Origin of the sequence: Haloactinopolyspora alba (assembly GCF_003014555.1) — a bacterium.
Lineage (GTDB): Bacteria > Actinomycetota > Actinomycetes > Jiangellales > Jiangellaceae > Haloactinopolyspora > Haloactinopolyspora alba.
The window spans coordinates 83,107-109,502 of the sequence record NZ_PYGE01000006.1 but is presented as its reverse complement, the minus strand read 5'-3'; the positions used below and the strand labels follow the sequence as shown (position 1 = coordinate 109,502).

The following is a 26,396-nucleotide window of genomic DNA, read 5'->3' as shown; positions in this document are numbered from 1 at the left end:
GCAAATGGTCAAGTTCAACATCGGCGACAAGGTCGAGGTCGTCTCCAACGACTTCGAGGAGCACGAGCCGTATCACTACCTCGACGTCGGAACCCTGGTCGAGGTGATCGACGTCGACAGGACTGAGGTTCGGGTGATCGACCGCTCCTCGCGCCATCACCTCGTCCAGTGGGTGCTCCCGCGCCACATCCGCAGGGCGGGTGAGCCGTGATGCTCAGGACCCTGGCCGGCGTGGCTCTGGTGGTGGCCGGCGTTCTGTTGCCGACGTCGGCGGCAGGTGGTGACCTGCCGCAGCTCGACGCTGGCGTGACCCGCGAGGAATCGCTCGGCCGATGGCCGGGCGTGGCTCCGCTGGTGTGCGTACAAGACGAGACCGCTGGGTTCCCCGTGCGGGAGGCTGCGGCTGACTTCCGCGACCTGCCAGTGCGGCTCGTCGTCAAGGACGACTGCACCCACCACGGCAACGTCGTGCGGGTCGTGACGCGCATGGCCGAGGACTGCTGCTACAGCGCGTGGTTCAAGGGTGAGCGCATGGAGCACGACCCCGAGCTGTTCGCCAGCGCAACCATCTGGCTGAACGTCGACCAGGCGTACCGGCACACGCCGGAGAGCTGGGCCGCTGCGATCCGCCACGAGCTGGGTCACGCCGCAGGGCTTGGCCACGGCGACGGCACGACCGTGATGCACCCGACCGGCTACACCGAGGTCGGGCACCTGACCGAGGGCGACCGCCAAGCGATCGCCGATATCTACGAGAGGAGCAGAGCCGAGTGAGACACCTATTCACCAGCGACCTGCACCTCGGCCACGAGAAGGTCGCCGGCCTGCGAGGGTTTGAATGTGCCGTCGAGCACGACAAGGAGATCGGCGAGCGCTGGGCCTCGGTGGTTGGCGAGAGGGACATCGTGTGGGTGCTCGGCGACTTTTCGTGCGGAGCCGAGGACTATGCACTGGACCTGCTGCATGGGCTGCCCGGTCGCAAGCGACTGATTGTGGGCAATCACGATGCGGCCCATCCGATGCACCGGCGCGCGGCGCAGGCGCTGGCTCGCTACGGCAACGTCTTCGAGTACGTGGCCATGGCCGGGCGGGTGAAGCTCGCCGGGCGTGACGTCCTGCTGAGCCACTTTCCGTGGTCCGGCGAGCGCGCAGGGGATGGTCGGGAGCGACAGTTCCGGCACTGGCGCATCCCTTTCGATGAGGGCGGCGTTCTGCTGCACGGACACACGCACCGCACCGACCAGCGAGCGCACGGCGCATACGCCGACTGGAATCCCGGCCTGGCTGGCTCGTCATGGGCGCCTCATGGAAGCGCTCTGCAAGTCCACGTCGGCCTGGACGCATGGGACCTAACTCCCGTTCATGCACACATCATCGAGAAACTGATCAAGGAGAACGACCAGTGACTGAGTTCAAGGTAGGCGACAAGGTCCGCATCGTCGACAACAAGGAGTGCGGCGTCGTCGTGCATGGTCTCGACATCGGCGCCGAGGTGACGGTAGTCAAGGTCGACCCCGGCGACCATGACCTGCCGTACTACGTCGAGGGCGCGAGTAGTCGCGGCCCGCTGTTTGAGTGGGTGGGGCCGCGTCACGTCGAGGGTGCAACCTCGGCCGTCGAGCCGGGGCGCACGACCGTGCCCGAGATGGCTGACGAGGACCTCGAAGTGGCGTACCACGCCATGTCCGATCGGGTCCTCCAGTGGCAGCACCTGGACGCCACGATCAACGAGGACCTGCGGGCGCTGAGCGAGCTGACCGGAGAGCTGAACCGGCGCGCCGCACAGCGCGACCTCCTGACCGCGCTGTCGTACGTGCCGATCGAGAAGATCGCGGGGGTCGTCGTCGGCCAGGACCTGGACCTGGGCAACGGACTGGTGGTGACCCGCAGTTGACCCGGCTTCTGGATCTGGGTGGCGACCAGTTCATCAATCCGGACGCCGTTGACGCAATCCTGCCGTGGCGCGACAAGCCACGACCGGGCCAGGCGCCGGGGATCAAGGGGAGCTTGATCTTCCTACGCACCCACGCAGACGCCGTGGCAACAGAGGCTCAACCTCGAGAGGTGGCAAGGGCGGTGATCGCTGGTGAAGGTTCGGCTGACGGCCCGTAAGGACGAGATCCAGGCCATCACCGACGTCCTCGAGGACGACACGTACGAGAGCGCCGAGAAGCTGGCCCGGGCGGTGGTCACCACGACCATGCGCCTGTTGCTGGACCGTGACTGGTACGTAGTGGCGTCCCGCAACGGCGGCAACAACCTGCTGTACGGGCCGGTGCCGTCGGAAAACGAGGCGTTCAAGGCCATCAACTCGGGTGAGCTGGGGCTCGGCGGTGAGGTTGGCGTGTTCCCCGTGCGGTCCGTATCGAACAGGGAACGCGCCGTCGAAGAACTGGACGCCGACCCCAATCCAGCGTGCGCCGCATGCAACCACCCGAAGGTCACGCACGAGCACCCGGAGGTGAACGGATGCGTGGTCAAGACCTGCAAGTGCAAGAAGTACACGACGTGAACAGAGAGGGGGCGGCCTCGTGAGCCGTCGAGTTGAATCCACCTGGTGCCACGAGGCCGGCAAGAGGTCGTTCGCCACGGAGCGGGACGCTGAGAAGGCGCTCGGTCGGAGCCAGACGAGCCGGCGCCGGAAGGCCGACGCCCACGGCACGCGCCGAGGGCTGTACGTGGAGAACCGCTACTACGAGTGCGGCGCATGCGAGGGCTGGCACCTGACGAGCCAGTCTCGGCACGCGCACAACGACATGAATGCGATCGGAGTGCACTAGTGAGACCCGCGACTGATGAGGCGATGCAGCTCACCGTGGACCTGACGAGAGCCGAGCAGCGGGAGGACCGCCTGATGCGGCGGGTCGACGACCTGACGGAGCAGCGCGACTTCTGGTTCGAGGAGGCGGCTCGCGCTCGCCAGGAGCTACAGGACATGCGCGACCACGTCATCGACCTCCAGGTCGGCGAGGGCTTGATCGTTGACGCGGGCTGGCGTGAGCGCCTGACCGAGCACATCCAGCGCATGGAAGGGCTGGCCGAGTCGTGGGGAGTGCCGCCCATATACGCCTGCGACCGCTGGCGGGGGTACCGGAACGGGACTGCCGAGACGTACTGGCTCGAGGCTCAGCGCCTGCGGAAGGGGCTGCTCGGTGAGTGAGCGTATCGAGCAGGCGGTGAAGCTGCTCAGCACTTGCACTTGTCGTGAGGGGCGCAACCGGTACGGCCCTTGGCGCCAGATCGACATGAGCTGTCCGCTGTGCGGGGATTCCCGCGGCCGAGTCCAGGCCCTCGTTGACGCTGGACTGATCGCCACTCAGGTGGAGCTAGAGCACTACGACCTGTGGGGCAACCGGACCAGAACGCCGGATTACGCCACCTGTCGCACCATCTACCGGTACGTGACTCCGTGGCGGGAGGTGGGTGCGCACGAGCCCACCCTCCCGGCGAATCGCACGGAGGCCGGCTGGCCGCGCTGCGCGACTTGCGAAGGCGGCGGGTGCCACGACTGCACGGACCCGGCCGGATGACCGACCTCGTCGACTACGCGCCGCCCGTGCCGAGCCTCGCCGACGGCGTGCCGTACCGGCCGCGCATGCGAGTTGAGCACGAGGCCAAGGGTCGGGGCTGCGTCGAGTGGCTCCGGCTCCCGACGAAAGACAAGGACGTGCCCGTCGAGGCCGTCGTGATGTGGGACAGCGGCGAGCCGGCGAAGCCGGTGCCGATCAGCGAACTCTGGGAGGCAGAGAGCAGTGACAAGTGAAACGACCCCGCTTGGGTCGGTCGTATGGGCCATTTACGAGGCGGACCTGCCCGAGGTGAGGCGGGCCGCCAGGCTCGACAACGACCGCGGGCGGGCGTACCACTATGACGACAGGTTCGACCCCGCCCTGCCGCACCACGTGGCGCGCGCCGGAGAGGGCCTCGAGGAGCGCATCGCAGACCTGACCCAGGAGCTGGCTGCACTCATGGCCGTGGCTCGCGCGGACGACGAGGTGCAGCGCGCGGAGAGGGCGCGACAGAAGCTCCTGTCCGCCGTGGCGACGACCAGCCCCCAGGCCGTGGCCGCGATGGCCGACGCGCTCGGGCTCGACTTCGATGAGCTTGAGCCGCTGGTGGGTGACCTGTGAGCGGCCTCGTCATCGGCCTCACGGGCAAGAAGCGCAGCGGCAAGGGTGAGTTCGCCCGGCGTCTGGTCGAGGAGCACGGTTTCACTCAGGTGTCGCTGGCCGGGCCGCTCAAGGACGCGGCGCTGGAGCTGGACCCGGTTATCGGCGTCGAGTTCAGCGGACGGGGCAGCGACTTCGACGCCATCCGACTGTCCGAGATCGTGGACACGCTCGGCTGGGAGCAGGCCAAGGAGATTCGCGAGGTGCGTCGCACGCTCCAGCACATGGGCGTCGGCGTGCGCAACCTGGACGAGGACTTCTGGCTGCGCATCGCGCTGGAGCGGATCGGCGACACGCCGGGGCCGGTAGTGGTCGACGACGTCCGCTTCCCCAACGAGGCCGACGCGGTTCAGCTTCTCGGTCATCTGGTCCGCATCGTGCGGCCGGGACTGGAGAGCGACGACACGCACGACTCCGAGACGGCGCTGGACGACTGGCCCGTCAACTTCACGATCCACAACAGCCGGGACCTGGAGTGGCTGCACCTCAATGCCGACGCCATCGCCCGAGCCCTCCTCAAAGCCCAGAGGGAGCTGATCAAGTGAGCAACATCATCGAGAAGCTGGACATGACGACGATCCTGGACGAGTTCGTGCGCGACCTGTACAACTCGCAGGCCAGCTTGGAGGCGGAAATCCCGCCCTACGAGGAGCTGGAGGCGTTCCAGCGGTACTCACTCAAGAGCACGTACCTGCCGGTGCTGCGGGCCGCCGTGGAGGCGGCAGCTCCCCATGTCCGGCGCGCGGTCGAGGCCGAGCTGGTGGACGAGCGCTTCACGCAGGCCGTGGCCGGGGTGGACATCGAGGTGCCGGACGTGGGCGGGGCCTGGTGAGAGAGAAGTACGTCGACATCCACGCCGTGGCCGAACACCTCGACGTGAAGGTGAGCTGGCTCTACAACCACGCCGACCGGGCAGGTCTGCCCTGCTACAAGGTCGGCCAGAAGCGCAGGTACCGCCTCTCGGAGGTCGACGCCTGGGCTGAGCAGAACCGCGCGTCACTCTGACGCCGAGACAGAAACGCAGCCCCACGCCATCGACATGGTCCCGGCGTGGGGCTGCGTGTATACAAAGTCTGTATATCGTCAAGGAATCGACCGCCAGGGCGGCAGTCGAAGCGACGAGAGGAGCGCGAGATGGCGTACACCGAGCCACGCACGGGCGGGCACATCGGACGGTACAGGGTGGACGGCGACCTCAAGGCGACCGCCGTGTTCAAGCGGAAGCGGGACGCGCTGGCCGAGGCAGAAAAGCAAGAGGAGTCCGCGAAGAGGCAGGACTGGACCGACCCCGCGCGCGCGAAAATAACTGTGGGCGAGTGGTACCCGATGTGGCTGGACCAGCTCGAGGTGAGCGACAAGACGAGGGCCGGTTACGACGACCGGCAGAAGCGCATCGCACTGGTCTGGGATGGCGTGCCGCTCAAGCGCATCGCACGCGAAGATTTCGTCAAGTGGGTGCGGACCATGCAAGGAGCGAAAGGCGGCCCGGTCGGCGACACGACTCGAAACGACACGGCCAAGCAGTTCGTGCGGATGATCGATGCGGCCGTCGCCGACGACCGACTCCCGCGCAACCCGGTGCGCGACCGGTCGGGCAAGCTGCCGAAGATTCCGGCCAGGGAGAGGGAGCGGGAGCACCGATACCTCGACGCGGAGGATGTGCACCTGCTCGCCGAGACGGCGCGGGACGTTGAGCCCACGCCAGAGCGCGGCCGAGAGACAGAGGCGCTGATCTACCTGATGGCCTACTGCGGGCCGCGTCCGGGCGAGGTGGCCGCATTCAATGAGCGGGACTTCAACCGGAAGAAGGGCACCATTCGTGTCGTCAAGGCGTACTCGACAGTCGGCGGCAAGCTGATTCTCGGTCCGACGAAGACGCACGAGCGGCGCACGATCCGCCTGCCCGAGTTCGTCGCCAACAAGCTCGGGGTCATGCTCGACGATCGCAATGGCCGTTCGCCCGACGAGCCGTTGTTCCGCTCGCCGCGGGGCATGCGGCTCCGGATCGTCGAGTGGGCACGCAAGGTATTCAAGCCGGCGGCGGCGAAGGCCGGCGTCGATCCGCTGGTGCCGTACGACCTCCGGCACACGGCGGCCAGCCTGGCCGTGGCGAGCGGGGCCACGGTGCTCGCCGTCCAGAAGATGCTCGGCCACAAGGACGCGGCCATGACGCTGAACGTCTACGCCGACCTGTTCGACGGTGACGTTGTCGATCTTGCGCAGCGGCTCAGCAAGGTCGCCGAGGCCGAGGTCGAGGACGACGCGGCGTAGGGCTGCCGTGGGGAGCCCTGCTCACTATGTGCTCACTGGCATTCATTGAGATGGGTGCGGATTCTGGTGTTCTCGCTGGTAGCCCGGGTCGGACTCGAACCGACACACACCGCATTTTGAGTGCGGCGGCTTTGCCAATTTGCCTACCGGGCCAAGGCCCGCGCGTACGTGCGCAAGCAACGCCGACCCTAGCCTACCCGGCACTCGTTGCATGCTCCGAGTAGGCTTTCCCGGTGACCGATTCGCCATCGCCATCGCCAACTGCAACCGCCCGGCGCGTGCTCGTTGCCGAGGACGAGTCGCTCATCCGCCTGGATCTGATCGAGATGCTGGGGGAGGAGGGCTACGAAGTCGTCGGTGAGGCCGCCGATGGTGCCAGCGCCGTCCGCCTCACCGAGGAGAACCGGCCCGACCTGGTCGTCATGGACGTCAAGATGCCGGTACTCGACGGCATCTCGGCGGCCGCGCGCATCGTCGAGCAGCGCATCGCCCCGGTCCTGATCCTCACCGCGTTCTCTCAGCGTGATCTCGTCGAGCGAGCCCGTGAGGCCGGCGCCATGGCCTACCTCGTCAAGCCGTTCACCAAGGCGGACCTGGTTCCGGCCATCGAGATGGCGCTGTCCCGCCACGAAGAGATCGCCCAGCTCGAAACCGAGGTCATCGACCTCAACGAGCGGCTCGAGACCAGGAAGCTGGTCGACCGTGCGAAGGGTGTGCTGCAGACGAGGTTCGGGCTGAGCGAGCCGGACGCGTTCCGATGGATCCAGAAGGCCGCGATGGACAAACGGACCTCGATGCGAGACGTCGCGAACGTCGTCCTCGCCGAGAGTGAGGACGACGGAGCGAACAGCTGACGTGCGGGGCATCCGCCGCGTAGCCGTCGGTGTCGCGGTGCTCGCCGCTGCCGCCGTCTCGTCGTCGTGCGGCATGGTCGACGCGCTGGGTGACGACGACGCCGGTGCACAGACCGCGACGGTCGGCGTGCTCGTGCCACAGGAAGGGTGGCAGAGCGCCGACGGCGCCGGCGTCCTGGCTGCGGTGCGCTCTGCCGTCGACGACGCCGCGTCCGGCATCTCCGGCTGGACCGTCGACGTGGTGCCGATCGACGAGACCGACGTCGCGGGGGCCAAGGCCGAGGTGACGGAGCTGATCGACCGTGACGGCATCGCCATCGTCGGCGGGCTCACCACCGAGGCGATCCGGGCGGTCCAGCCGCTCGCCGACGACGCGGACCTGTTGTTCGTCTCGCCGGCCGACGTTGACCCGACCCACACGCGCGGCGCCGATCGGGGCGAGCCGATACGTCCGTACGACTCGTACTTCCGTACGGCGGTTCCGGACACGACGGCGACGCAGGTTCTCGCGCGCTACGCGGTGTCCGGCCTGGACGCCACGAAGGTGGCGGTGGTCGACGGGGGCGACCCGACGGAGGCTCAGGAGTTCTCGTCGGCGGTCCGTGAGTCCGGCGCCGAGGTCGTCGTCGCGGGCGCGGTGGGCGCCGGTGGCGTGGCCGGACTCGTCGACGACATGCGTGCAGATGGCGCCCAGGTGGCCTACGTCGCCGGAGCGTCGAAGGTCGCCGCCGAGGTCACCAGGCAGATCGCCAAGGCCGGCCTCGACGTCGACGTGATCGGTGCGCAGGCCGTACGCGACGACGCCTTCATCGCCGGAGCCGGAGAGGCAGCCGACGGGGTCGTGACCGCGTTGCCGTCACGTCTCGACCCCACGGCCGGCGTCGCGCCGGACGGGTGGGCCGACGAACTGGAGGCGGAGCAGGGAGCCGCTCCGGGCGAGTACGGTGCCGCGGCGTACGACGCCGGCACCGCCGTCGGGACCGTCCTGGGCCGGTGTCTGCCCCCGGCGAGCTCGGCGGCAGCGGCTCGGGAGGGCTGCACCGGCGAGCTGGTGCACGTCGACTTCAGCGGCCTCACCGGTGAGGTGTCGTTCGACGAGTTCGGCGACCGCGTCGGGGCGGTAGCTGAACTGCGCGTCCTACGCGGCGGGCGCTGGAAGCCACTTGCGGGCGAATAGACGGGTCGGACAGGTCACAGAGTTCTAACAACCTGATCCTGGTTCGTGCTGCTTGCTGTCATACCCACGATCCCGGGGCATAAGTTTCTCCGTCAGGGTGAGTGATTCGGGTGGTTCGTCTCCTGCTCGGGTGACCGCCTGTGGCCAGTGCCTCGTGCTGTGTTGACGAGACCGTCGGTGATGGGAGCGAAACGGGTGTTGTTCGGGCAGAGGATCCGCCTGCTCTTGTCACCGCGGGACGCAAGACATGCCGCCGGACACCGGTACCGCGCGTGGTCCGTCGTGCTCGGTCTCGTCATCGTGCTGACCACCATGCTGGCGCCGGCTGCGGTCGCCGTCGAGACGCCGTCACCCGGCGACGACGCTACGCAGGGCGGCGAGCAGGCGACCGAGCAGGGCGTGACCGGCACCCTGCGCGACGACGAGAGCGAGCCCGTCGAAGGCGTCACGATCGTCGTGACCGACGCCTCCGGCGCCGAGGTGGCCGAAGCCGAGACCGACTCGAGCGGGCAGTGGGAGGCCATGGTCCCCACCGGCGGCACCTACACCGTCGAGCTGGACACCGGCACCCTGCCCGAGGGTGTCGAGCTGCGCGACCCGGAGAACAACCCGCTCGAGGTCCAGGTTCCCGAAGGGCGCACTCGGCCGGTGATCTTCCAGCTGGGAGAGGGCGAAGCCGACCGGGCGCAGGCCCAGGCGATCGCGCGAGCCGTGGCCAACGGTCTCAAGTTCGGCCTGATCATCGCCATGGCCGGAGTCGGGTTGTCGCTGATCTTCGGCACCACCGGGCTGATCAACTTCGCGCACGGCGAGCTGGTCGCGCTGGGCGCCATGCTGACCTGGTACTTCAACGTCGACGATCCGCAGATCCAGCTGATCGGCGCCGCCGCGATCGGCATCGCGCTCACGGCCGCGTTCGGCGCCGGGCTGGAACGCGGCATCTTCCTGCCATTGCGACGACGACGATTCGGCCTGTTCCAGCTGGTGATCATCACGATCGGCATCTCGCTGCTGATCCGGCACCTGTTGCTGCTGTTCTTCGGTGGCTCTCCGCGCACGTACAGCGACTACGTCGGGCAGGAGGCGCTGCACTTCGGCCCGGTTTCGTTGACCCCCCGCGACATCGTGATCATGTGCCTGTCGGTCCTGATCCTTGTCGCCTTCGCGACCATGCTGCAACGCAGCCGCACCGGCAAGGCCATCCGCGCGGTCGCCGACAACCCGGCGCTCGCGTCCGCGTCGGGCATCGACGTGGACCGGGTGACGCTGGTGGTGTGGACGCTCGGCGCGGCGCTGGCGGCGAGCGGCGGCGTACTGTTCGGATCGGCCGTCGCCGTGGACTGGTTCATGGGCTTCCGACTGCTGCTGCTGATGTTCGCCGCGGTGATCCTCGGCGGTATCGGTACGGCGTACGGCGCCATGGCCGGTGGGTTGGTGATCGGGCTCGTGACCGAGCTGTCGGTGCTGTGGTTCCCGTCCGAACTGAAGTACATGTGGGCGCTGCTCGCGTTGATTGTGGTCCTGCTCGTCCGCCCGCGGGGCATCCTCGGGCAACGAGAGCGGATCGGCTGAAGGGGAGGACTGCGACGTGGACTGGGCCTCGATTCTCGGCAACGGCCTGCGGTCGGGCTTCGGCCCGCAGGCGGCGTCGTACGCCCTGCTCGCCATCGGCCTGAACATGCACTACGGCTTCACCGGCCTGCTCAACTTCGGCCAGGTGGGGTTCATGCTGGTCGGCGCGTACGGGGTCGGAATCTCGGTGGCGACCTTCGGATGGTCGATGTGGGTGGGCGTGCTCGTCGGGATACTCGGCGCGATCGTCCTGGCGCTGATCGTCGGCATACCGACGCTGCGGCTGCGAGCGGACTATTTCGCCGTCACGACCATCGCGGTCGCCGAGGTGCTGCGGCTCATCGTGCGTTCGGGCTCGGCCGAAGAGGTGACGGGCGGACCGTTCGGCTTGCAGTCGATCGCGGACGAGTTCCACGCGTTGAACCCCATTCCGAACGGCACCTACGGCATCGGCGGTCTCAGCTATTCGTCCGGGCAACTGTGGTCGCTGCTGGTGACGTGGGGCGTCGCGCTGGTTGCCACCGTCGTGGTCATCCTGTTGATGCGAAGCCCGTGGGGCAGGGTCATCAAGGCCATCCGAGAGGACGAGGAAGTCGCACGTGCGCTCGGCAAGGGTGTGTTCAGCTACAAGCTGCAGAGTCTCGTCATCGGCGGCGTCATCGGAGCCCTGGGCGGGGTGATGTTCGCGATCGCGGGCCAGACCGTCAACGCGGACACGTACCAGCCGCAGGTGACGTTCTTCGCCTATACCGTCCTCATCCTGGGCGGCGCCGCCACGCGGTTCGGGCCGCTGGTCGGAGCTGTACTGTTCTGGTTCCTGTTCAGCTCCGTCAGTGCGGCGCTGCGGCAGGCAGCCAACGCCGAGTACCTGCCGGGCTTCATGACGACCGGCGGCGCGACCGGCGCGGTCGTGCTGGCCACGGTGGGCTTGGCGCTGGTGCTGTTGATGGTGTTCCGCCCGCAAGGCCTGATGGGTCGCCGACAAGACGTGATCACCCTGACGAGCTGACCTTTGGCTCGTCGGAGCCGAGAATGACCAGGTTCACCATGGAATTCTCTGCGTCACTACTCGTACAGGCCTCGTGATGCATGCACAGGGGTGGTGACGGCCCGGCGGGACACTCCGGACTCTGGGATCCGGCCGACCCCGGCGTGATGCGGCTGCCGTCGGGACGGCTCGTACGCGGTCGCGCGTTGCGGCAAGGGTTTCCGGGCGGAACGGAGCCGACGTTCGCGCTGTACCTGCTCGGTCGGGAGCCGCCGGAGTTCCCGTGGGAGGCTCGCTGGCTGCGCTGGCCGGACTTCTGGTTGCCGCGGGATCGCGCGGCAACGGCGGACGCGCTAGGTGAGGCGTGGGCGCGTTCGGGAACCGAGCGGGTCGAGGTCGGATGCAACGGCGGGGTCGGTCGCACCGGTACCGCCCTGGCCTGCCTGGCCGTCCTGGACGGCGTTCCAGCGGACCGGGCGGTCGGATACGTGCGCGAACACTACTCGCGGCGCGCTGTCGAGGCCCCTTGGCAACGGCGTTACGTCGCTCGCTTCGGATGACGGTGGCGCCCCGGTGTCCGTCCGTCGCACCCCAGTGTCCGTCGGACACGCCGCTGCGGGCTGGGGCTGATCGGCTGCATCACCAGGCGTTCGTACGCGTCACCAGGCCTGTAGGGGTGGTGACGCATGGAATTCCATGCTGAACGTGATCATTTTACCCCCGGCAGAGACGAGTGACGGCCCGGTAGCCCGTCGGTGGAACGGGTACCGGGCCGTCACAGTGCGTCTACGGTCGCTCGGATGCGACCACGTCGCTCGCGCTCGTCAGCCGAGTTGGGTGAGGTCGACGTCCTGGGAGCCGACGACCTCGAGCGAACCGTCGTCCTGGAACTGGGCGATGGCGTAGCGCCCGACGGCCGGGTCGGTGCCCTGGATGTTCAGCGGACCGCTGACGCCCTGGTAGTCGATGTCCTCGCCGGAGGCGAGCAGCTCACTGCAGTTGGCGAAGGTGCTGCACTCGGTGCCGTCCTTCGTGACGGCGTTGACCGTCTCGTTGAAGTCGACCGGGTCCGTCGAGTCGGCGGCGATGGCTCCCAGCGCCATGATGATCATGCAGTCGTAAGCCTGCCCACCGTAGATCAGGTTGCCCTTCTCGTTGTCGGGCAGCCGCTCGTTGAGCCGGTTGTTGAACTCTTCGCCACCCGAAGCGCCGATGACCTTCATCCCGGAGATGAAGCCCGGATCGTCCGGGTTCACGTCCTGGGTGAGGGTCGGGCCGAACAGGCCGTCGCTGCCGTAGATGGCGTTCGCCGGCACTCCCGCCTCGATCAGCTGGCGGATCAGGGTCGCAGCCTCGCCGAAGCCGATGATGACGACGGCGTCCGGGTTCGCCCCGGTGATCTGCGAGACCTCCGCGGAGAAGTCCGACGTGTTCGGGTCGTAGTCCACGCGTGTCGCCACCGATCCGCCGAGGTTCTGCACGTTCGTCTCGACCAGGTCGGCGAGGGCCACACCGTAGTCGTCGGCACGTGCGACGACGGCGACGTTCTGCGCGCCATCGGCGACCACCGTGTCGGCGATGATGGGCGCGACCGCGGCGTCCGGAGGAACGGTCCGGTGGTAGAAGCCGTTGTTCTCCTGTTCGGAGAACGACGGCGACGTGTTGGCCGGCGAGCACTGCACGATCTGGTTGTCGTACAGCAGCTGGATGATCTCCTGGGACATCCCCGATGCCGCGGCACCGAGTACGCCGTCGACACCGCTGTTGATCAGCCGTGCGGCGGCCTGCTGCGCCAGTGCGGCGTCGCCTGCTTCGTCACCGGTCGTCAAGGTCACGTCGCTGCCGAGCACGCCGCCGGCGGCGTTGATGTCCTCGAGCGCCATGTTGGCGCCGGTGATCATCGGCGCGCCCAGGAAGGCCAACGGGCCGGATTCGGGGAGTACGTATCCCAGGTCCAGCACTTCGTCGCGTCCGGGCCGCTCGACGTCGACGTCGGCCTGCGGCTCGTCGGTCTGCCCGGTGTCCTGGGTCTGGTCCTCTGTGGGTTCGGCAGTGCCGTCGCTCCCGCCACCGTCGTCGCCGCACGCACCAAGGGTGAGTGCCGCGGCACCGGCGAGGGCTACCCCACGCCATAACAAGGGTCGGCGCATCGCTGTCTCCTCGTTCGCGTCTGACCGTGAACTGCCGCGAGTGGTGCGTTCGGCACGGTTCGCGAGCCGCACGCAGAACCCCCAGCGGATGGCTGGAAGACCCAGCACGCAGGAAAAGTACAACCCAGACGTGACATACGCCACGGGTGAGGCGTATGTGACGCACAGATGTGATCGTGGAGTGACCTTGCGGTGTCGATCGCAAGGTCGGCCGGTGACCCCAGGGTGGCGCCGGATCAGGCCCGGGCGAGCGTGCCCAGGTACAACTCGATGATCTTCGGATCGTTCAGCAACGCCGAGCCGGTCCCGGTGTAGGCGTTGCGCCCCTGGTCCAGAACATAGCCGCGATCGCAGATCTGCAGGCACCGCCGGGCGTTCTGCTCGACCATGACGACCGAGACGCCGGCGCCGTTGATCTGCCGCGCCCGGATGAACACCTCGTCCTGCATGGCCGGAGACAGTCCGGCCGACGGCTCGTCGAGCAGCAGGACGGACGGCTGCATCATCAGTGCGCGGGCCATCGCGACCATCTGCCGTTCGCCGCCGGACAACGACCCGGCGCGCTGCTGCCTGCGATCGGCCAGCGCGGGGAAGAGTGACGTGACGAACTCGAAGCGCTCGTCGAAGGTTCCCGCCGCCTGGAACGCGCCCATCTGCAGGTTCTCGGTGATGGTCAGCGACGGGAAGACGTTGTTCGTCTGCGGGACGAAGCCGATGCCACGGGAGACGAGGTCGTTCGGCTTGTTCCCGGTGATGTCCTCGCCGCGCAGGGTCACGGTGCCCGACGTCACCTTGATGAGTCCGAACAGTGCCTTGAGCAGGGTGGACTTGCCGGCGCCGTTCGGGCCGATGATGCCGACGAGCTCACCGTCGCGGATGTAGACGTCGCAGCCGTCGAGGATGTTCACCCCGGGGACGTAGCCGGCGACGAGTTCGTCCACCCGCACCAGGGCGTCCTCGGCGCCGGCCAGATGGTCCGTGCGGTCGCGGGTTCCGGTGTCGGGCGCCGTCATCGCGTGCCCTCCTCGTCGTGGTCGGTGGTGACGGCTGCCCCGTCGTCGGCTCCTTCAGCCTCGTGGTCCCGGTCGGCCTCGTCGTCGTGGGCCGGCCCGGACAGCTCCGTCTCGATCTCGCTCTCGGCCTCGGCGAGCTGGGCCTGCTCGTCGGCCTCGGTGCGCGGGGCGTCGTGGTGTCCGCCGAGGTAGGCGTCGATGACGGCCGGGTCGGCCATGACGTCCGCCGGTGGTCCCTCGGCGACGAGGTGCCCCTCTGCCATGACGACCGCCCAGTCGGACACGTCACGCACCATGTCCATGTCGTGCTCGACGAACAGCACCGTCAGCCCTTCGTCACGGAGCTGCTTGACGTGCTCGAGCAGGGACTGGGTGAGCGCGGGGTTCACGCCGGCCATCGGCTCGTCGAGCATGACCATCGTCGGCTCGGCCATCAGCGACCGCGCCAGTTCGAGGAGCTTACGCTGCCCGCCTGACAACGTGCCGGCGAGATCGTCGCGCAGGCGGTCCAGGTTGAACCGCCGTAGCAACTGCTCGGCCCGCTCGGTGACCTCGTTCTCCTGGGAGCGCCAGATGCCGGGAACGAGGGCACGCCAGGCGTTCTCGCCCCGTTGCTGCCCGGCGCCGAGACGCATGTTGTCGAGCACGCTCAGCCGGGGGAGCGTCCGGGTGAGCTGGAACGTGCGGACCATGCCGGAGCGGGCGACGCGGTAGGCGGGTAGGCCGGAGATGCGCCTGCCCTGGAACGTCCAGGTGCCGTGGTCGGCGCGGTCGAATCCGGTGAGCAGGTTGAACAGGGTGGTCTTGCCGGCACCGTTCGGGCCGATGAGTGCGGTGATCGCGCCACGCTGGACCTCGAGGTGGTCGACGTCGACGGCGGTGAGACCGCCGAAGCGGCGGGTCACGTGGTCGGCGACCAGAATGGCGTCCGCCTTGGGAGCGCCCGGGCGCCGCGGCACGTCCCCGAAGACGTCCGGTCTCGCCCCGGACGCCGGGACGGATCGCGTGTCAGCTGCCATGGAGACTCGTCCCCCTTCCGCTCCCGAGTATCACCCACCGGGCGCGGTGAGTGCACAGCAGCGCTGGACGGGTGCACGAGACGTCCGGTCCGGCCATGGACGGCGGTGCCGTGCTGCGGTCGCGTCTGGGCACTGGATCTCCTCCGGAACGGTGGTGGTGCGGGAGCCTAACCCGACGACGTCGGCGCGTCGTCGTTCGGCGCGCGATGTGTCCGGATTGGTACCGGGTGGTGACCGGCGGTGTGGCATCGGTGGCTGGCGTCACCAGGACTGTGCACGCGTCACGAGGCCTGTACGGGTGGTGACGCATCGAATTCCATGGTGAACGTGATCATTCCGCAGGCGCCGTCACGTTCTGAAGGCGGTGACGATGACGACGAGCAGTGGCGCGACCACCAGCGCGGGCAGCAGGTCGCCGACCGGGAGCGGTTTCATCCGCAGCAGCCGCAGCGCCACGCCCACCAGGAGCAGTCCGCCGGTCGCGGTCAGCGCCGCGATCGCGGCGTCGCCGAACACGTCGCCGGCCAGGACGCCCAGCAACGTGAGCAGACCCTGGACGACGCCCACGGCCAGCGCGGAGGCCATGACGCCCCAGCCGAGGGACGCGGCGAACGCCACGGAGGCGAAGCCGTCCATGGTGGCCTTGAGGGCGAGCTGCTCGTAACCGGTGCCCATGCCGTCGGACAGCGAGCCCAGGATCGTCAGCGGGCCCACACAGAAGACCAGGGACGCGGTGAGGAACCCCTCGATGAACCGGCGGCGCGCCTCGCCGTCCCCGTCGCGTGCGAGCCGGTGCTGCAGGACCCCGCCGAACTCCTCCAGCCGTGACTCGATCCGCAGCAGCGACCCGGCAATGCCCCCGATCAGCAGGGCGCCCAGAACGACGAGGACGGTCGCGGACTCGCCGACCGCGGCGGCCAGGACCGCTGCCGCGGACACCGCGGCGATCAGCAGCGTGACCAGGCCGAGGGCGTCGGTGACGACGTCACGGGTGCGCTGAGGGAGCCGGTGGCCGACCAGGACGCCGATGCCGGAGCCGGCGAGGACGGTCACGACGTTCAGGACCGTTCCGAACCCACGGAACACGGTGGCGTTCCGGTCAGCGCTCGTCGGCGGTGGCCGGCGGCTCCTGCGGCGCGGACCGCAGCACGCAGGTGAGCCGTGCGGTGCAGACCCGGTGGCCGTCGTCGTCGGTGATGACGATCTCGTAGCTGGCCGAGCCGCGTCCCTGGTGCGCCGGCGTCGCCACGGCGGTGACGTGGCCGGTCCGGACTCCCCGGTGGTGAGTGGCGTTGATGTCGACGCCGACGGGGAACCGGTCCGGAAGTGCGTGCAGCCCGGCCGCGACGGACCCGACGCTCTCGGCGAGCACACACGAGGCGCCACCGTGTAGCAGCCCGACCGGCTGGGTGTTGCCGGCGACCGGCATGCGCGCGACGACGCGGTCCGGCCGCGCGTGCAGATACTCGATGCCGAGGACGTCGTCGAGCGGAGCCTTCGGCAGGTTGGCCAGGACCGACGGCTGGTCGTCGAAGTCGATGCCGTCGCCGCCGTCGCCCTGGTCGGGGGCGGGCCGTGGGCGTGTGGTCATGGTCGCCGACGATACCGGTACCGCCGGATCGCGCCGGCCGGGTCACATTGTCGGTGCGGCCTACTAGGGTTTGCGGCGTGGTCGAACCTGCACATCCATCCCGCCTGTTGCTGCTCGACGGTCATTCGCTGGCCTATCGGGCGTTCTTCGCGCTGCCGGTCGAGAACTTCTCGACGACGACGGGGCAGACGACGAACGCCGTGTACGGGTTCACGTCGATGCTGATCAACGTGCTGCGCGACGAGGAGCCCACGCATGTCGCGGTGGCCTTCGACGTGTCGCGTGCCACGTTCCGCAGCGAGAAGTTCCCGGACTACAAGGCCAACCGCACCAGCTCGCCCGACGAGTTCAAGGGCCAGGTCGGGCTGATCAAGGACGTGCTCGAGGCGCTGCACATCCCGGTGTTCGAGAAGGACGGATACGAGGCCGACGACGTCATCGCCACGCTCGCCGAGCAGGCGCAGGCCGAGGGCCTGGACGTGTTGATCTGCACCGGCGACCGCGACGCGTTCCAGCTGGTGAACGACCAGGTGACGGTGCTGTACCCGAAGCGGGGCGTGTCCGATCTGACCCGGATGACTCCGGAGGCGGTGTACGAGCGCTACGGCCTGTCGCCGGAGCAGTACCCCGACTACGCGGCGCTGCGCGGCGACCCGTCGGACAATCTCCCGAACATCGCGGGCGTGGGCGAGAAGACGGCGGCCAAGTGGGTGGTGCAGTTCGGCACCCTGGACGACCTCGTGGCCAGGGTGGATGAAGTCAAGGGCAAGGCGGGCGACGCGCTGCGCGCGCACCTCGGCCAGGTGCTGACCAACCGCCAGCTCACCGAGCTCGTGCGTGACATCCCGCTCGACACCCGCGTCGACGACCTCGCCCGGCAGAGCTGGGACCGCGAGCAGGTTCATCAGGTGTTCGACGCGTTGCAGTTCCGCGTCCTGCGTGACCGGCTGTACCAGACGCTGGAGTCCGCCGAGCCCGAGGCCGACGAGGGGTTCGAGATCGATCCGGTACGGCTCGACGCGGGCGAGGTCGCCGGTTGGCTGGCCGAGCACGCCGCGGCCGGGCACCGGGTGGGTGTCTCCATCCGCGGCAGCTGGAGCCGCGGCACCGGTGAGGTCACCGAGGTCGCCGTGGCCTCCGACGACGGTGAGGGTGGCTGGTTCGAGCCGGCGTCGCTGACCCCTGACGACGACGCCGCCGTGGCGGCCTGGCTCGCCGACGCCGAACGGCCGAAGGTGTTCCACGACGCCAAGGGACAGCTGCATGCGCTGCTGGCGCGTGGATGGACCGTGCGGGGTGTCGCGGCCGACACCGCGCTCGTGGCGTTCCTCGCGTTGCCGGGGCAGCGCTCGTACGACCTCGCCGACCTGGTGCTGCGTTTCCTGGGCCGCGAACTGCGCGCGCAGGCCGCTGACGCCGCGGTGCAGCTCTCCCTGGACGGCGGCGACGAAGAGCAGCTCGGCCGCGACGAGACCATCCGCGCCCGGGCCGTGCTCGACCTCGCCCACTCACTCGACGGTGAGCTGGCGAACAAGGGCGGCCGGCGGCTGTTCGACGAGGTCGAGCTGCCGCTGGTCGGCGTGCTCGCGTCCATGGAGCAGATCGGCATCGCCGTCGACACCGACCACCTGCGCTCGCTGGAGTCCTCGTTCGCCGACGCCGTCGCCCAGGCGGCGGACGACGCCTACGACGCCATCGGCCGGCGCGACGTCAACCTGGGCTCGCCGAAGCAGCTGCAAACGGTGCTGTTCGACGAGCTCGCCATGCCGAAGACCAAACGCATCAAGACCGGCTACACCACCGACGCCGAGTCGCTCGCGGACCTGTACGCCAAGACTCAGCACCCGTTCCTCGAGGCGTTGCTGCGCCACCGTGACGTGTCCAAGCTGCGGGTCACGGTCGAGGGGCTGCTGAACTCGGTCGCGGACGACGGCCGCATCCACACCACGTTCGGGCAGACCGTGGCCGCCACCGGACGGTTGTCGTCCACCGACCCCAACCTGCAGAACATCCCGATCCGTACCGACGAGGGCCGGCGCATCCGCGAGGCGTTCGTCGTCGGCGACGGGTACGAGTCGCTGCTGACCGCCGACTACAGCCAGATCGAGATGCGCATCATGGCGCACCTGTCCGAGGACGAGGCGCTGATCGACGCGTTCGCGTCCGGCATGGACTTCCACGCGGTCACCGCGTCCCGCGTCTTCGGGGTGGGCGCCGACGAGGTCACCCCGGCCATGCGCGCCAAGATCAAGGCGATGAACTACGGCCTGGCCTACGGCCTGTCGTCGTACGGGCTGTCGCGACAGCTGGGCATCGAGGTGGCCGAGGCCCAGAAGCTGATGGACGAGTACTTCGAGACCTTCGGCGGTGTGCGCGACTACCTCAGCGCGGTGGTCGAGCGGGCCCGTATGGAGGGCTGGACCGAGACCATCATGGGCCGCCGTCGCTACCTGCCGGATCTGACCAGCGACAACCGCCAGCGTCGAGAGATGGCCGAGCGGATGGCCCTGAACGCGCCGATCCAGGGCTCGGCCGCCGACATCATCAAGGTCGCGATGCTCGGCGTCGACCGCGCCCTGCGTGAAGAGCGGCGCGCGTCGCGGCTGTTGTTGCAGGTGCACGACGAACTGGTCCTCGAGGTCGCCCCGGGTGAGCGTGACGATCTGGAGGCTCTGGTCCGGCGTGAGATGGGAGCCGCGTACCCGCTGCGGGTGCCGTTGGACGTCTCAGCCGGAATCGGGCGAACGTGGCAAGACGCCGCGCATTGATCTTAAGGGACTTCTTAGCTTCGCGGGGGTAGCGTGCCGTAGCGGCGCATGCGAATCTCATAGGGACGTCGTGAGAACGGGAGTCCCGTGTTGCGCCCTGTGTTGCGAGCAGTCGGTGCTGCCGTCGCGTGCTCAGGAATTCTGTCGCTGAGTGGCGCGGCGGGTTTGCCCGGTCCGAACTCGTTGGTGTCGGCGACGCGGTCGGACGACTCGGGACACACGGGCGCGGACGACGGTGTGACGGTCGAGTCGGTCGCACTCGACGACGAACAGGCCTCCGTCACGGTCGTCGAGGTGCCGTCGTCGTCGGCGACGTCGCCGTACCCCAGCGGAGCACCGGGCTCGTACGTTCCCGGGGCGACCGGGTCGGGGACGTCGGCTGCCGGTCTCGGCATCCCGGACATCGTGCTCGACGCGTACCAGCAGGCCGCCGCGACGGTCTCGGCGGACGACCCCGCGTGCGGCATCCGCTGGGAGGTGCTCGCCGGCATCGGCAAGATCGAGTCGGGGCACGCCAACGGCGGCCAGGTCGATGCCGACGGGGATGCACGACCACGGATCCTCGGTCCCGCGCTCGACGGCAACGGTTTCGCCTCGATCAGCGACAGCGACGGCGGACGGTGGGACGGCGACACGATCTGGGACCGCGCTGTCGGGCCGATGCAGTTCATCCCCGGAACATGGAAGGCCTACGGCGTCGACGGTTCCGGCGACGGCCTCGTCGACCCGCACAACGTGTTCGACGCGACGGTGTCGGCGGCGCGCTACCTGTGCGCCGGCGGGGACGATCTCAGTACCGAAGCCGGGCTGCGGAGCGCGCTGTACCGCTACAACAACTCTGATTCCTACGTCGCCACGGTGCTGAGCTGGATCCGGACGTACGAGGCCGGTCGCGGGCACGTCACCGAGGCGCCCGGTCCCGGTGACGACAACCCGATCCTGGCCGGCGGGCCGAACGGTCCGCCGTCGCCCGACGATCCGTCGTCGCCGAAGCCTCCGGGCCGGCCGGACGGTCGAAATCCAGGGGAGAACCCGCCGAAGCCGTCGCAGGATCCGACCGGCGATACCGACGGCAAGCCGGATCCCGACCCGGAGCCGAGCGGGCCGGAGAACTCGCCGACGGAGGACCCGCCGACGAAGTCCCCGTCGCCGACGGAGACACCGACGAAGTCCCCGTCGCCGACGAAGTCCCCGACGCCGACGAAGTCCCCGACGCCGACGAAGTCTCCGTCGCCCACGGAGACGCCGACACCGACAAAGTCGCCGACGAAGTCCCCGTCGCCGACGGAGACGCCGTCGCCGACGGAGACGCCCACGGAGACGCCGACACCGACGGAGACGCCGACACCGACGGAGACGCCGACCGAGACGCCCACGGATGACCCGACCAGCCCGGACGAGGAGACGCCCGAAGAGTGCACGGACGACAGCACCGAGGGTGATACGGACGGGAGCCAGGACACGACATCGGGGCAGGAAGCTCCGTTGGAGGACGGCTCCGCCGGCGAGGACGGATCGAACGAGGACGACCCGAATCAGGACGACCCGAATCAGGACGACCCGAACGAGGACGAGTCCTGCGACGAGTCACCCGAACCGACGCCGACCGGGGAGACCGACGAGCCCACTGAGCCGTCGAGCAGCCCGACGCAGTCGCCGGAGGCGCCGCGCACCGCGGAGCCGACCACGCGCCAGACCGCGGGCCGGGTGAACCGGCGGCAGTGACGCGCCGGAGGTGTTGGTGTCCTCCGTAGCCGCCCGGAACACTGGTCGCTCGCGTCCTGAGCGTCTGGTGTCTCTGTACGGTGCCACGCGGATCCCGGCGCTGCTCAGAATCGATCAGGTGACACATTCACCATCCTCGATGGGCCAGCCGTCACCTGATCGTCGGTGGCCCGGATCGTGAGACGTGATCAGGTGCCGGTCTGTGCCCGCCGTGGGCAGTTCACGTCACCTGATCGGCACTGTCAGTGTGATCAGGTGAGATTTTCGCGATCAGGTGACGCCGGTGTCACCTCTGGTCGGGGTGATGGTGCCGGTGGCGCGCAGGGGTGACGAACCGGGTGAATGCCGCCTGTTCGCGCAGCAGCCCCCAGCAGACGACGGCGCCGGCCGTGACCAGGCCCGGGACGAGGACGTCCGCCAGCGACGCGGCCGTGGTCTCGACCACCACGACATAGCCGACCAGCAGGGTCCAGAGCACGGCGGTGGTCCAGCGGTCACCGCGCGCCAGGTGGGCGTAGACGAGCACGTGGGCCAGCGCGTACAGGGCGCCGAGCGCGGCGAACCCGGGCACCCACGGGCCCAGCTCCGCGTAGTCGTCCCCGGCGACCAGCAGTACCGCGGTGTCCGAGAACAGCCATGCCAGCAACGTCAGAACGCCGCCGCTGGCGGCGACCGCGAGGACACCCAGCGTGACGGCGCCGCGCCGTCGGGCCGGGTCGGTCATGGCCGGGAAGGCCAGCATCGGGACGAACTGCGGCAGCCAGAACACGACCTTGGCGAAGATCGAGCCGGCCGCGTACAGGCCGCTGGCATCCGCCGGCAGGACGTGCCGCGCGAGCATCACGTCGACGTTCGTCAACACCACGAAACCCAACAGCAAGGCACCTGACGACAGCGTCGCGCGCAGGGCCGGCGAGCGCGCCCCGGCCGCGGCCGGGCGGGCGACCGTCCAGGCCACGACGGCGGCGAGGACGAACCCGGCAGCGATACCGATCAGTCCGGCGGTCGCGGTGGGCCGGATCGCGATCCCGACGAGCCCGCCGCCCACCCGCAGCGCGGCCTGGATCGCGAGCAGCGCGGCCAGCAGCCGGAAACGCTCACGCCCCTGGACGATCCCCAGTGAGGGCGCGGCGACCGCCAGGCCGCCGATCGCGACGGCCGCGGCGATCGCCGCCACCACGGACGGAAGATGCAACCCCTCGCGGAGCAGCGGACTCACGGCCGCGAGAGCCGCGGTGAGCACCATGGCCACGGCGAGACCGGCACGCACCGGCGGGGCGGCGGGCCGTCCGGTCGCCACCGCCCTGGCCGTCGTGGCCTGGATCGCCAGCGCGGCGACGTTGCCGACGACGATCAGCGCCAGCAGCGCGCTGAACGCACCGAACTCCGCAGGGCCGAGCCGCCGGGCACCGACGACCGTCAGGACGTAGCCGAGCCCGTTGGCCAGGCTCGTGCCGACGGCGAGCACGCCCGCGGGGCCGCCGAGCCCGGCGTTCCGGACCTGCCGAGCCAGCCGCGCCATCGCACCATCCTGTCAGGCCGGCGCCTGGCCGACGGCGTGCTCTCCCCGGCCCGAGCGTGTGCGTTCGATCCCGCCGACGGGGCCGCGCCGGCGCGCGCCGACGGATATGCTCGCAGCCGGTCGGCGGCCAAGCGTGCGCGAGAGCGGTGATCATCGGCGTGATGTGCTCGCCCGGGCCCCCGGTAGCCGGTGATCAGCGTCCGGCGGCCGGACGCGTGCGGCGTGCTCGATCTTCCCGGGTCGGCCCGGCCCTGTGGTCGGTGCTGCTCGGCCTGCTCGTGCTCGCACCGCTGGCTGCGCCCGGGTACGTGCTGTCGTACGACATGGTCGCCGTGCCCGACCAGGCGCTGTTGCCGTCGTCGATCGGCCTGAGCAGTGCGCTGCCCCGTGCCGTGCCGCTGGACGCGGTCGTGGCGGTGGCCGACTCGGTGGTGCCGGGCGCGGTGTTGCAGCGGCTCGTACTCGGCGCGATCGTGGTCGGCGGTGCCCTGGGCGCGGCGTCGGCGTTGCCGTCCCGCAGCCCGTGGCCGCGGCTGGTGGCCGCCAGTGTCTACGGGTGGAACGCCTACCTCGCCGAGCGGCTGGTTCTGGGCCACTGGCCGGTGCTGATCGCCTACGCGGCGCTGCCGTGGCTGCTGGTCGCCGCGCGTCGGATGCGCGCCGGGCGGCCCGGCGCCGGTGCCGCCGGTGTCGTGCTGGTGGGAGCGGCCTCGGTGACGGCGACCGGCGGGATCATCGCGACGGTGCTGTTCGCGACGCAGGCGCTGGTGCCCGGCGGCACGAGGCGGCGCAGCCGGCGGTTGCTGCCGGTGCTCGCGGCGGTGGCGTTGCAGGCGCCGTGGGTGGTCCCGGGCGTGTTCCGGCCGGGTTCGGCGGTTTCCGACGCCGCAGGTGTCGAGGCTTTCGCGACCCGCGCCGACATGCCGTGGGGGCTGCCGGGCAGCGTGGCGACTCTCGGCGGCGTGTGGAACGCCGCGGTGGTCCCCGACAGCCGGGCGGCGGTGTCGTCGGCGCTGCTGTCCGCGGTCGTCGTCGTGCTCGCGGCCGCGGGGCTGCGGGAGCTGGCACGCAGGGTCGGTCGAGCCGAGGTGATGGCGCTGGGCGGCCTGGCCGCGGCGGGCATCGTCCTGGCGATCGCGGGCGCCGTGCCGGCCGGAGAGGCGGCCGTGCAGTGGTTGGTCACACACGTGCCGGGTAGCGGGCTGATCCGGGACGGGCAGAAGTTCCTGGCCTGGTACGCGCCGTTGCTGGCGCTGGCCGCGGCGTCGGGCGCCGCCGCGCTCGCCCGGGCCGTGGGAGACACCCGGGCGAGAACCGGTACCCGAGCGGCCCCGACCATGCGGGCGGAACCCACCGGCCGGGCGGGGCCGGCGGTACTGATCGTCGCCGCGCTGCTGCCGGTGGCGGCGCTGCCCGACCTGGCCTGGGGCGCGGCCGGGCGGCTGACACCGGTGGAGTATCCGGCCGAGTGGTCGCAGGTGCGTACCGCACTGGCGCAGACACCGGGTGACGGTGACCTGGTCGTGCTGCCGTTCCAGCCGTTCCGCTCGTTCCCGTGGACCGATGGGCGCACGGTGCTGGACCCGGCGCCGCGCTTTCTGCGCATCGAGACCGTCGTGCCGGACACGCTCCCGGTCGGCGGCACCGTCGTGCCGGGGGAGGACGAACGCGCGGCGCGAGTGGGCGCGGCGCTGCGTGGACCGGAGCCGCTGGCGGGCCTGGCCGCGGCGGGTGTCGGCTGGGTGGCGGTGCACCGGGACACCCCGGGAACGGTGCCCACGGCCGTCACGTCCGGTGCCGAACCGGTCGAGCTGACGGGCCGGCTGGACCTGTACCGCGTTCCCGGTACGGTCGAACCCTGGACCGAAATTCCATCGGCTCGTCCGGTCGTCTTGGCCGACATCGTCTTTTTGGTCATTGTTGTCGGCGCTTCGGTGGATCTTGTCCGGATCGCCTGCTTGGGTCGGCGTCGATCACTACGCTCCCCGGTGTCGTGAATAGCTACGTCACTGAGGGGTTCACACTTTCATGGGCAATTTCGGAGGCGTCGTCGCCGCCATTGTGGGTGTCGTCCTCGCCGGACTGACCGTCGTGACGGCGGTGAACGTGACACAGTCCGAGAGGTCCGACGCGGGCGAGGTCAGCCAGGAAGAGCTGATCGACTACGACCAGCGCTGACCGGAGTGTCCACGGCGAGAACGATGCCCGACGACAACGGCGTCGCCGCCGGTCGGCTGCGGGTCACCATCGTGAACTGGCGCGACACCGGGCACCCGGAGGGCGGCGGATCGGAACGCTACGTCGAGACGGTCGCGGCCGGTCTGGCCGCCGCCGGGCACGACGTGACCGTGTTCTGCGCGTCGTATCCGGGAGCGCCGCGGGAGGAGTTCCGGGACGGATACCGGGTCGTCCGGCGCGGCGGGAAGCTCACCGTCTACGCGCACGCCCTGCGGATGCTGGCGGCGGGACGGCTCGGCCGCCCGGACGTGATCGTGGACGTCCAGAACGGGATGCCGTTCTGGACCCGGCTGGTGGCCCGCTGCCCGGTGGTCGTGTTGGTCCATCACGTGCACCGCGAGCAGTGGGGCGTGGTGTACGGCCCACTGCTCGCCCGGCTGGGGTGGTGGCTGGAGTCCCGGCTGGCGCCACGCGTGTACCGCCGCTGCCGCTACGTCACGGTTTCCGAGGTCACCCGTGCCGAACTGGAGACGCTGGGCGTCGAGCGCTCACGTGTCGACGTCGTGCACAACGGCACGGCGCCCGCGCCGGCGACCGAGGCGTCGCGTTCGGCCACGCCGCGCCTGTGCGTCCTCGGGCGGCTTGTCCCGCACAAGCAGGTGGAGCATGCGCTGCACGTGGCGGCGCGGCTGCGCACGAGGTGGCCGCAGCTGCGGGTGAGCGTGCTCGGCACCGGCTGGTGGGAGGACCGGCTGCGGGCGACAGCCGGTGAGCTGGGCGTCGACGACATCACCGAGTTCCACGGGTACGTCGACGAGCGGGCGAAACACGACGAGCTGGCTCGCGGCTGGCTGCTGCTCGCCCCGTCCGTCAAGGAGGGGTGGGGGCTGATCGTGGTGGAGGCGGCGCAGCACGGGTTGCCGTCGGTCGGCTACCGATCGGCCGGAGGCATCGCCGAGTCGATCGTGGACGGGCGGACCGGTGTGCTGGCCGACGATCTCGAGGGGATGACGCGGGTGACCGAGGAACTGCTGGCCGACGACGCCCGCAGGGCCGAGCTCGGCAGGGCGGCGGCGCAGCACGCGGCCGGGTTCACCTGGGAGTCGACGGTACGAGGCTGGGAGCGGGTGCTCACGCGGGAGGCTGCTCGTTCGCGTCCCGTCGGCACGCTGTGCGGGACCGGGACCGGGACCGGGAGCGGGCCGGGGACAGGGATCGGGTCGGGGACCGAGACCGTACCTGGTACGTCCGGGGTGGTGCCGCACGGGGCCGGGGTGCCGCACGGGGCCGGGGTGCCGCACGGGGCGGCGGCGCGCGCAGGTGGCGCCGCGGCGCGCGGGATCGGTGCGGCGACGTGGTCGTTGTTCTTCCGCCAGTCGTGACCGGGCGGTTCTGCGGC

28 protein-coding genes and 1 tRNA gene are annotated in these 26,396 nt (G+C 69.8%); 22 read left to right on the top strand and 7 right to left on the bottom strand.

All coding sequences use genetic code 11. The features are described from left to right. Nucleotides 1–4: 4 nt before the first annotated feature. From CLV30_RS10325 to CLV30_RS10265, 12 genes are all read left to right on the top strand, one after another. Nucleotides 5–211 (top strand): hypothetical protein, encoded by a 207-nt coding sequence (locus CLV30_RS10325; RefSeq protein ID WP_106537123.1) that lies wholly within the window; start codon nucleotides 5–7, stop codon nucleotides 209–211. Then, nucleotides 211–774, top strand: coding sequence for a zinc metalloprotease (locus CLV30_RS26410; RefSeq protein WP_165358500.1), 564 nt, complete (start codon nucleotides 211–213; stop codon nucleotides 772–774). Before CLV30_RS10325 ends, CLV30_RS26410 begins: the two co-directional genes overlap by 1 nt. Then, entirely contained in the window at nucleotides 771–1,406 is a 636-nt protein-coding gene (locus CLV30_RS10320; RefSeq protein WP_165358499.1) for a metallophosphoesterase family protein, read from the top strand. The genes CLV30_RS26410 and CLV30_RS10320 overlap by 4 nt, the downstream gene beginning before the upstream one ends. Beyond that, a complete protein-coding gene (locus tag CLV30_RS10315) occupies nucleotides 1,403–1,894 on the top strand; it encodes a hypothetical protein (RefSeq protein WP_106537121.1) in 492 nt (163 codons plus the stop codon). The genes CLV30_RS10320 and CLV30_RS10315 overlap by 4 nt, the downstream gene beginning before the upstream one ends. Before the next feature lie 192 nt (nucleotides 1,895–2,086). Beyond that, nucleotides 2,087–2,512, top strand: a complete 426-nt coding sequence (locus tag CLV30_RS10310; protein ID WP_106537120.1) for a hypothetical protein — start codon at nucleotides 2,087–2,089, stop codon at nucleotides 2,510–2,512. A 303-nt stretch (nucleotides 2,513–2,815) separates the two neighbouring features. Continuing rightward, nucleotides 2,816–3,160: a hypothetical protein gene (locus CLV30_RS10300; protein ID WP_165358498.1), complete on the top strand. Its 345-nt coding sequence runs from the start codon at nucleotides 2,816–2,818 to the stop codon at nucleotides 3,158–3,160. 366 nt (nucleotides 3,161–3,526) lie between these two features. Further along, nucleotides 3,527–3,763, top strand: a complete 237-nt coding sequence (locus CLV30_RS10290) for a hypothetical protein (protein WP_106537116.1) — start codon at nucleotides 3,527–3,529, stop codon at nucleotides 3,761–3,763. Beyond that, nucleotides 3,753–4,130 (top strand): hypothetical protein, encoded by a 378-nt coding sequence (locus CLV30_RS10285; protein ID WP_106537115.1) that lies wholly within the window; start codon nucleotides 3,753–3,755, stop codon nucleotides 4,128–4,130. Before CLV30_RS10290 ends, CLV30_RS10285 begins: the two co-directional genes overlap by 11 nt. Beyond that, entirely contained in the window at nucleotides 4,127–4,714 is a 588-nt protein-coding gene (locus tag CLV30_RS10280; RefSeq protein ID WP_205740579.1) for a deoxynucleotide monophosphate kinase family protein, read from the top strand. Before CLV30_RS10285 ends, CLV30_RS10280 begins: the two co-directional genes overlap by 4 nt. Further along, nucleotides 4,711–5,001, top strand: coding sequence for a hypothetical protein (locus CLV30_RS10275; RefSeq protein WP_106537114.1), 291 nt, complete (start codon nucleotides 4,711–4,713; stop codon nucleotides 4,999–5,001). The genes CLV30_RS10280 and CLV30_RS10275 overlap by 4 nt, the downstream gene beginning before the upstream one ends. Then, complete coding sequence (locus CLV30_RS10270) at nucleotides 4,998–5,174, top strand: helix-turn-helix domain-containing protein (RefSeq protein ID WP_165358497.1); 177 nt, start codon at nucleotides 4,998–5,000, stop codon at nucleotides 5,172–5,174. The genes CLV30_RS10275 and CLV30_RS10270 overlap by 4 nt, the downstream gene beginning before the upstream one ends. 129 nt (nucleotides 5,175–5,303) lie before the next feature. Beyond that, nucleotides 5,304–6,440 carry a tyrosine-type recombinase/integrase gene (locus tag CLV30_RS10265; RefSeq protein ID WP_106537112.1) on the top strand — a complete coding sequence of 379 codons (1,137 nt, stop codon included), beginning with the start codon at nucleotides 5,304–5,306 and terminating at the stop codon, nucleotides 6,438–6,440. A 76-nt stretch (nucleotides 6,441–6,516) separates the two neighbouring features. Here CLV30_RS10265 and CLV30_RS10260 read toward each other — a convergent pair. Further along, nucleotides 6,517–6,593 (bottom strand) — tRNA-Leu (locus CLV30_RS10260). 80 nt (nucleotides 6,594–6,673) lie between these two features. On the opposite strand from CLV30_RS10260, the gene CLV30_RS10255 reads away from it, so the two are divergent. From CLV30_RS10255 to CLV30_RS10235, 5 genes are all read left to right on the top strand, one after another. Next, on the top strand, nucleotides 6,674–7,294 hold the full coding sequence (locus CLV30_RS10255; protein WP_240723199.1) for an ANTAR domain-containing response regulator: 621 nt from the start codon (nucleotides 6,674–6,676) through the stop codon (nucleotides 7,292–7,294). Between the two features lies 1 nt (nucleotide 7,295). After that, complete coding sequence (locus tag CLV30_RS10250) at nucleotides 7,296–8,471, top strand: ABC transporter substrate-binding protein (RefSeq protein WP_106537111.1); 1,176 nt, start codon at nucleotides 7,296–7,298, stop codon at nucleotides 8,469–8,471. 282 nt (nucleotides 8,472–8,753) lie between these two features. Next, nucleotides 8,754–10,043 (top strand): branched-chain amino acid ABC transporter permease, encoded by a 1,290-nt coding sequence (locus tag CLV30_RS10245; protein ID WP_165358496.1) that lies wholly within the window; start codon nucleotides 8,754–8,756, stop codon nucleotides 10,041–10,043. A gap of 16 nt (nucleotides 10,044–10,059) precedes the next feature. Next, the gene (locus CLV30_RS10240; RefSeq protein ID WP_106537109.1) at nucleotides 10,060–11,052 is read left to right on the top strand and encodes a branched-chain amino acid ABC transporter permease; all 993 of its coding nucleotides are present in this window, start codon (nucleotides 10,060–10,062) and stop codon (nucleotides 11,050–11,052) included. Between the two features lie 80 nt (nucleotides 11,053–11,132). Continuing rightward, a complete protein-coding gene (locus tag CLV30_RS10235; protein WP_106537108.1) occupies nucleotides 11,133–11,591 on the top strand; it encodes a protein-tyrosine phosphatase family protein in 459 nt (152 codons plus the stop codon). A 264-nt stretch (nucleotides 11,592–11,855) separates the two neighbouring features. Here the strand turns inward: CLV30_RS10235 and CLV30_RS10230 are convergent, their stop codons facing one another. From CLV30_RS10230 to CLV30_RS10210, 5 genes are all read right to left on the bottom strand, one after another. Beyond that, the gene (locus tag CLV30_RS10230) at nucleotides 11,856–13,181 is read right to left on the bottom strand and encodes an ABC transporter substrate-binding protein (protein WP_106537107.1); all 1,326 of its coding nucleotides are present in this window, start codon (nucleotides 13,179–13,181) and stop codon (nucleotides 11,856–11,858) included. A gap of 236 nt (nucleotides 13,182–13,417) precedes the next feature. Then, nucleotides 13,418–14,194, bottom strand: a complete 777-nt coding sequence (locus CLV30_RS10225; RefSeq protein ID WP_106537106.1) for an ABC transporter ATP-binding protein — start codon at nucleotides 14,192–14,194, stop codon at nucleotides 13,418–13,420. Beyond that, nucleotides 14,191–15,213 carry an ABC transporter ATP-binding protein gene (locus tag CLV30_RS10220; RefSeq protein WP_106537105.1) on the bottom strand — a complete coding sequence of 341 codons (1,023 nt, stop codon included), beginning with the start codon at nucleotides 15,211–15,213 and terminating at the stop codon, nucleotides 14,191–14,193. Before CLV30_RS10220 ends, CLV30_RS10225 begins: the two co-directional genes overlap by 4 nt. 348 nt (nucleotides 15,214–15,561) lie before the next feature. Continuing rightward, the gene (locus CLV30_RS10215) at nucleotides 15,562–16,299 is read right to left on the bottom strand and encodes a DUF554 domain-containing protein (RefSeq protein ID WP_106537104.1); all 738 of its coding nucleotides are present in this window, start codon (nucleotides 16,297–16,299) and stop codon (nucleotides 15,562–15,564) included. 13 nt (nucleotides 16,300–16,312) lie between these two features. Continuing rightward, entirely contained in the window at nucleotides 16,313–16,804 is a 492-nt protein-coding gene (locus CLV30_RS10210) for a PaaI family thioesterase (protein WP_106537103.1), read from the bottom strand. 77 nt (nucleotides 16,805–16,881) lie between these two features. Here CLV30_RS10210 and polA point away from each other — a divergent pair, with 77 nt between their 5' ends. Beyond that, on the top strand, nucleotides 16,882–19,572 hold the full coding sequence (gene polA / locus CLV30_RS10205) for a DNA polymerase I (protein WP_240723198.1): 2,691 nt from the start codon (nucleotides 16,882–16,884) through the stop codon (nucleotides 19,570–19,572). A gap of 237 nt (nucleotides 19,573–19,809) precedes the next feature. Continuing rightward, complete coding sequence (locus CLV30_RS10200; protein WP_205740577.1) at nucleotides 19,810–21,297, top strand: lytic murein transglycosylase; 1,488 nt, start codon at nucleotides 19,810–19,812, stop codon at nucleotides 21,295–21,297. Between the two features lie 286 nt (nucleotides 21,298–21,583). Here CLV30_RS10200 and CLV30_RS10195 read toward each other — a convergent pair whose 3' ends face one another. Then, a complete protein-coding gene (locus CLV30_RS10195) occupies nucleotides 21,584–22,819 on the bottom strand; it encodes a lipopolysaccharide biosynthesis protein (protein WP_106537102.1) in 1,236 nt (411 codons plus the stop codon). A 215-nt stretch (nucleotides 22,820–23,034) separates the two neighbouring features. Here CLV30_RS10195 and CLV30_RS10190 point away from each other — a divergent pair, with 215 nt between their 5' ends. Genes CLV30_RS10190 through CLV30_RS10185 form a run of 3 tightly spaced genes read left to right on the top strand, consistent with a single transcriptional unit; the run spans nucleotide 23,035 to nucleotide 26,379 of the window. After that, on the top strand, nucleotides 23,035–24,816 hold the full coding sequence (locus CLV30_RS10190) for an MmpA family trehalose lipid delivery protein (protein WP_129710894.1): 1,782 nt from the start codon (nucleotides 23,035–23,037) through the stop codon (nucleotides 24,814–24,816). A 31-nt stretch (nucleotides 24,817–24,847) separates the two neighbouring features. Further along, complete coding sequence (locus tag CLV30_RS26405) at nucleotides 24,848–24,997, top strand: hypothetical protein (RefSeq protein WP_165358495.1); 150 nt, start codon at nucleotides 24,848–24,850, stop codon at nucleotides 24,995–24,997. Between the two features lie 23 nt (nucleotides 24,998–25,020). Next, a complete protein-coding gene (locus CLV30_RS10185) occupies nucleotides 25,021–26,379 on the top strand; it encodes a glycosyltransferase family 4 protein (protein ID WP_129710893.1) in 1,359 nt (452 codons plus the stop codon). Nucleotides 26,380–26,396: the final 17 nt, after the last annotated feature.

Coding starts and splice junctions, on each gene's coding strand:
- CLV30_RS10325 (WP_106537123.1), top strand. CDS start 5: ATGGTCAAGTTCAACATCGGCGACAAGGTCGAGGTCGTCTCCAACGAC.
- CLV30_RS26410 (WP_165358500.1), top strand. CDS start 211: ATGCTCAGGACCCTGGCCGGCGTGGCTCTGGTGGTGGCCGGCGTTCTG.
- CLV30_RS10290 (WP_106537116.1), top strand. CDS start 3,527: ATGACCGACCTCGTCGACTACGCGCCGCCCGTGCCGAGCCTCGCCGAC.
- CLV30_RS10265 (WP_106537112.1), top strand. CDS start 5,304: ATGGCGTACACCGAGCCACGCACGGGCGGGCACATCGGACGGTACAGG.
- CLV30_RS10235 (WP_106537108.1), top strand. CDS start 11,133: ATGCACAGGGGTGGTGACGGCCCGGCGGGACACTCCGGACTCTGGGAT.
- CLV30_RS10230 (WP_106537107.1), bottom strand. CDS start 13,181: ATGCGCCGACCCTTGTTATGGCGTGGGGTAGCCCTCGCCGGTGCCGCG.
- CLV30_RS10225 (WP_106537106.1), bottom strand. CDS start 14,194: ATGACGGCGCCCGACACCGGAACCCGCGACCGCACGGACCATCTGGCC.
- CLV30_RS10220 (WP_106537105.1), bottom strand. CDS start 15,213: ATGGCAGCTGACACGCGATCCGTCCCGGCGTCCGGGGCGAGACCGGAC.
- CLV30_RS10210 (WP_106537103.1), bottom strand. CDS start 16,804: ATGACCACACGCCCACGGCCCGCCCCCGACCAGGGCGACGGCGGCGAC.
- CLV30_RS10195 (WP_106537102.1), bottom strand. CDS start 22,819: ATGGCGCGGCTGGCTCGGCAGGTCCGGAACGCCGGGCTCGGCGGCCCC.
- CLV30_RS26405 (WP_165358495.1), top strand. CDS start 24,848: ATGGGCAATTTCGGAGGCGTCGTCGCCGCCATTGTGGGTGTCGTCCTC.
- CLV30_RS10185 (WP_129710893.1), top strand. CDS start 25,021: ATGCCCGACGACAACGGCGTCGCCGCCGGTCGGCTGCGGGTCACCATC.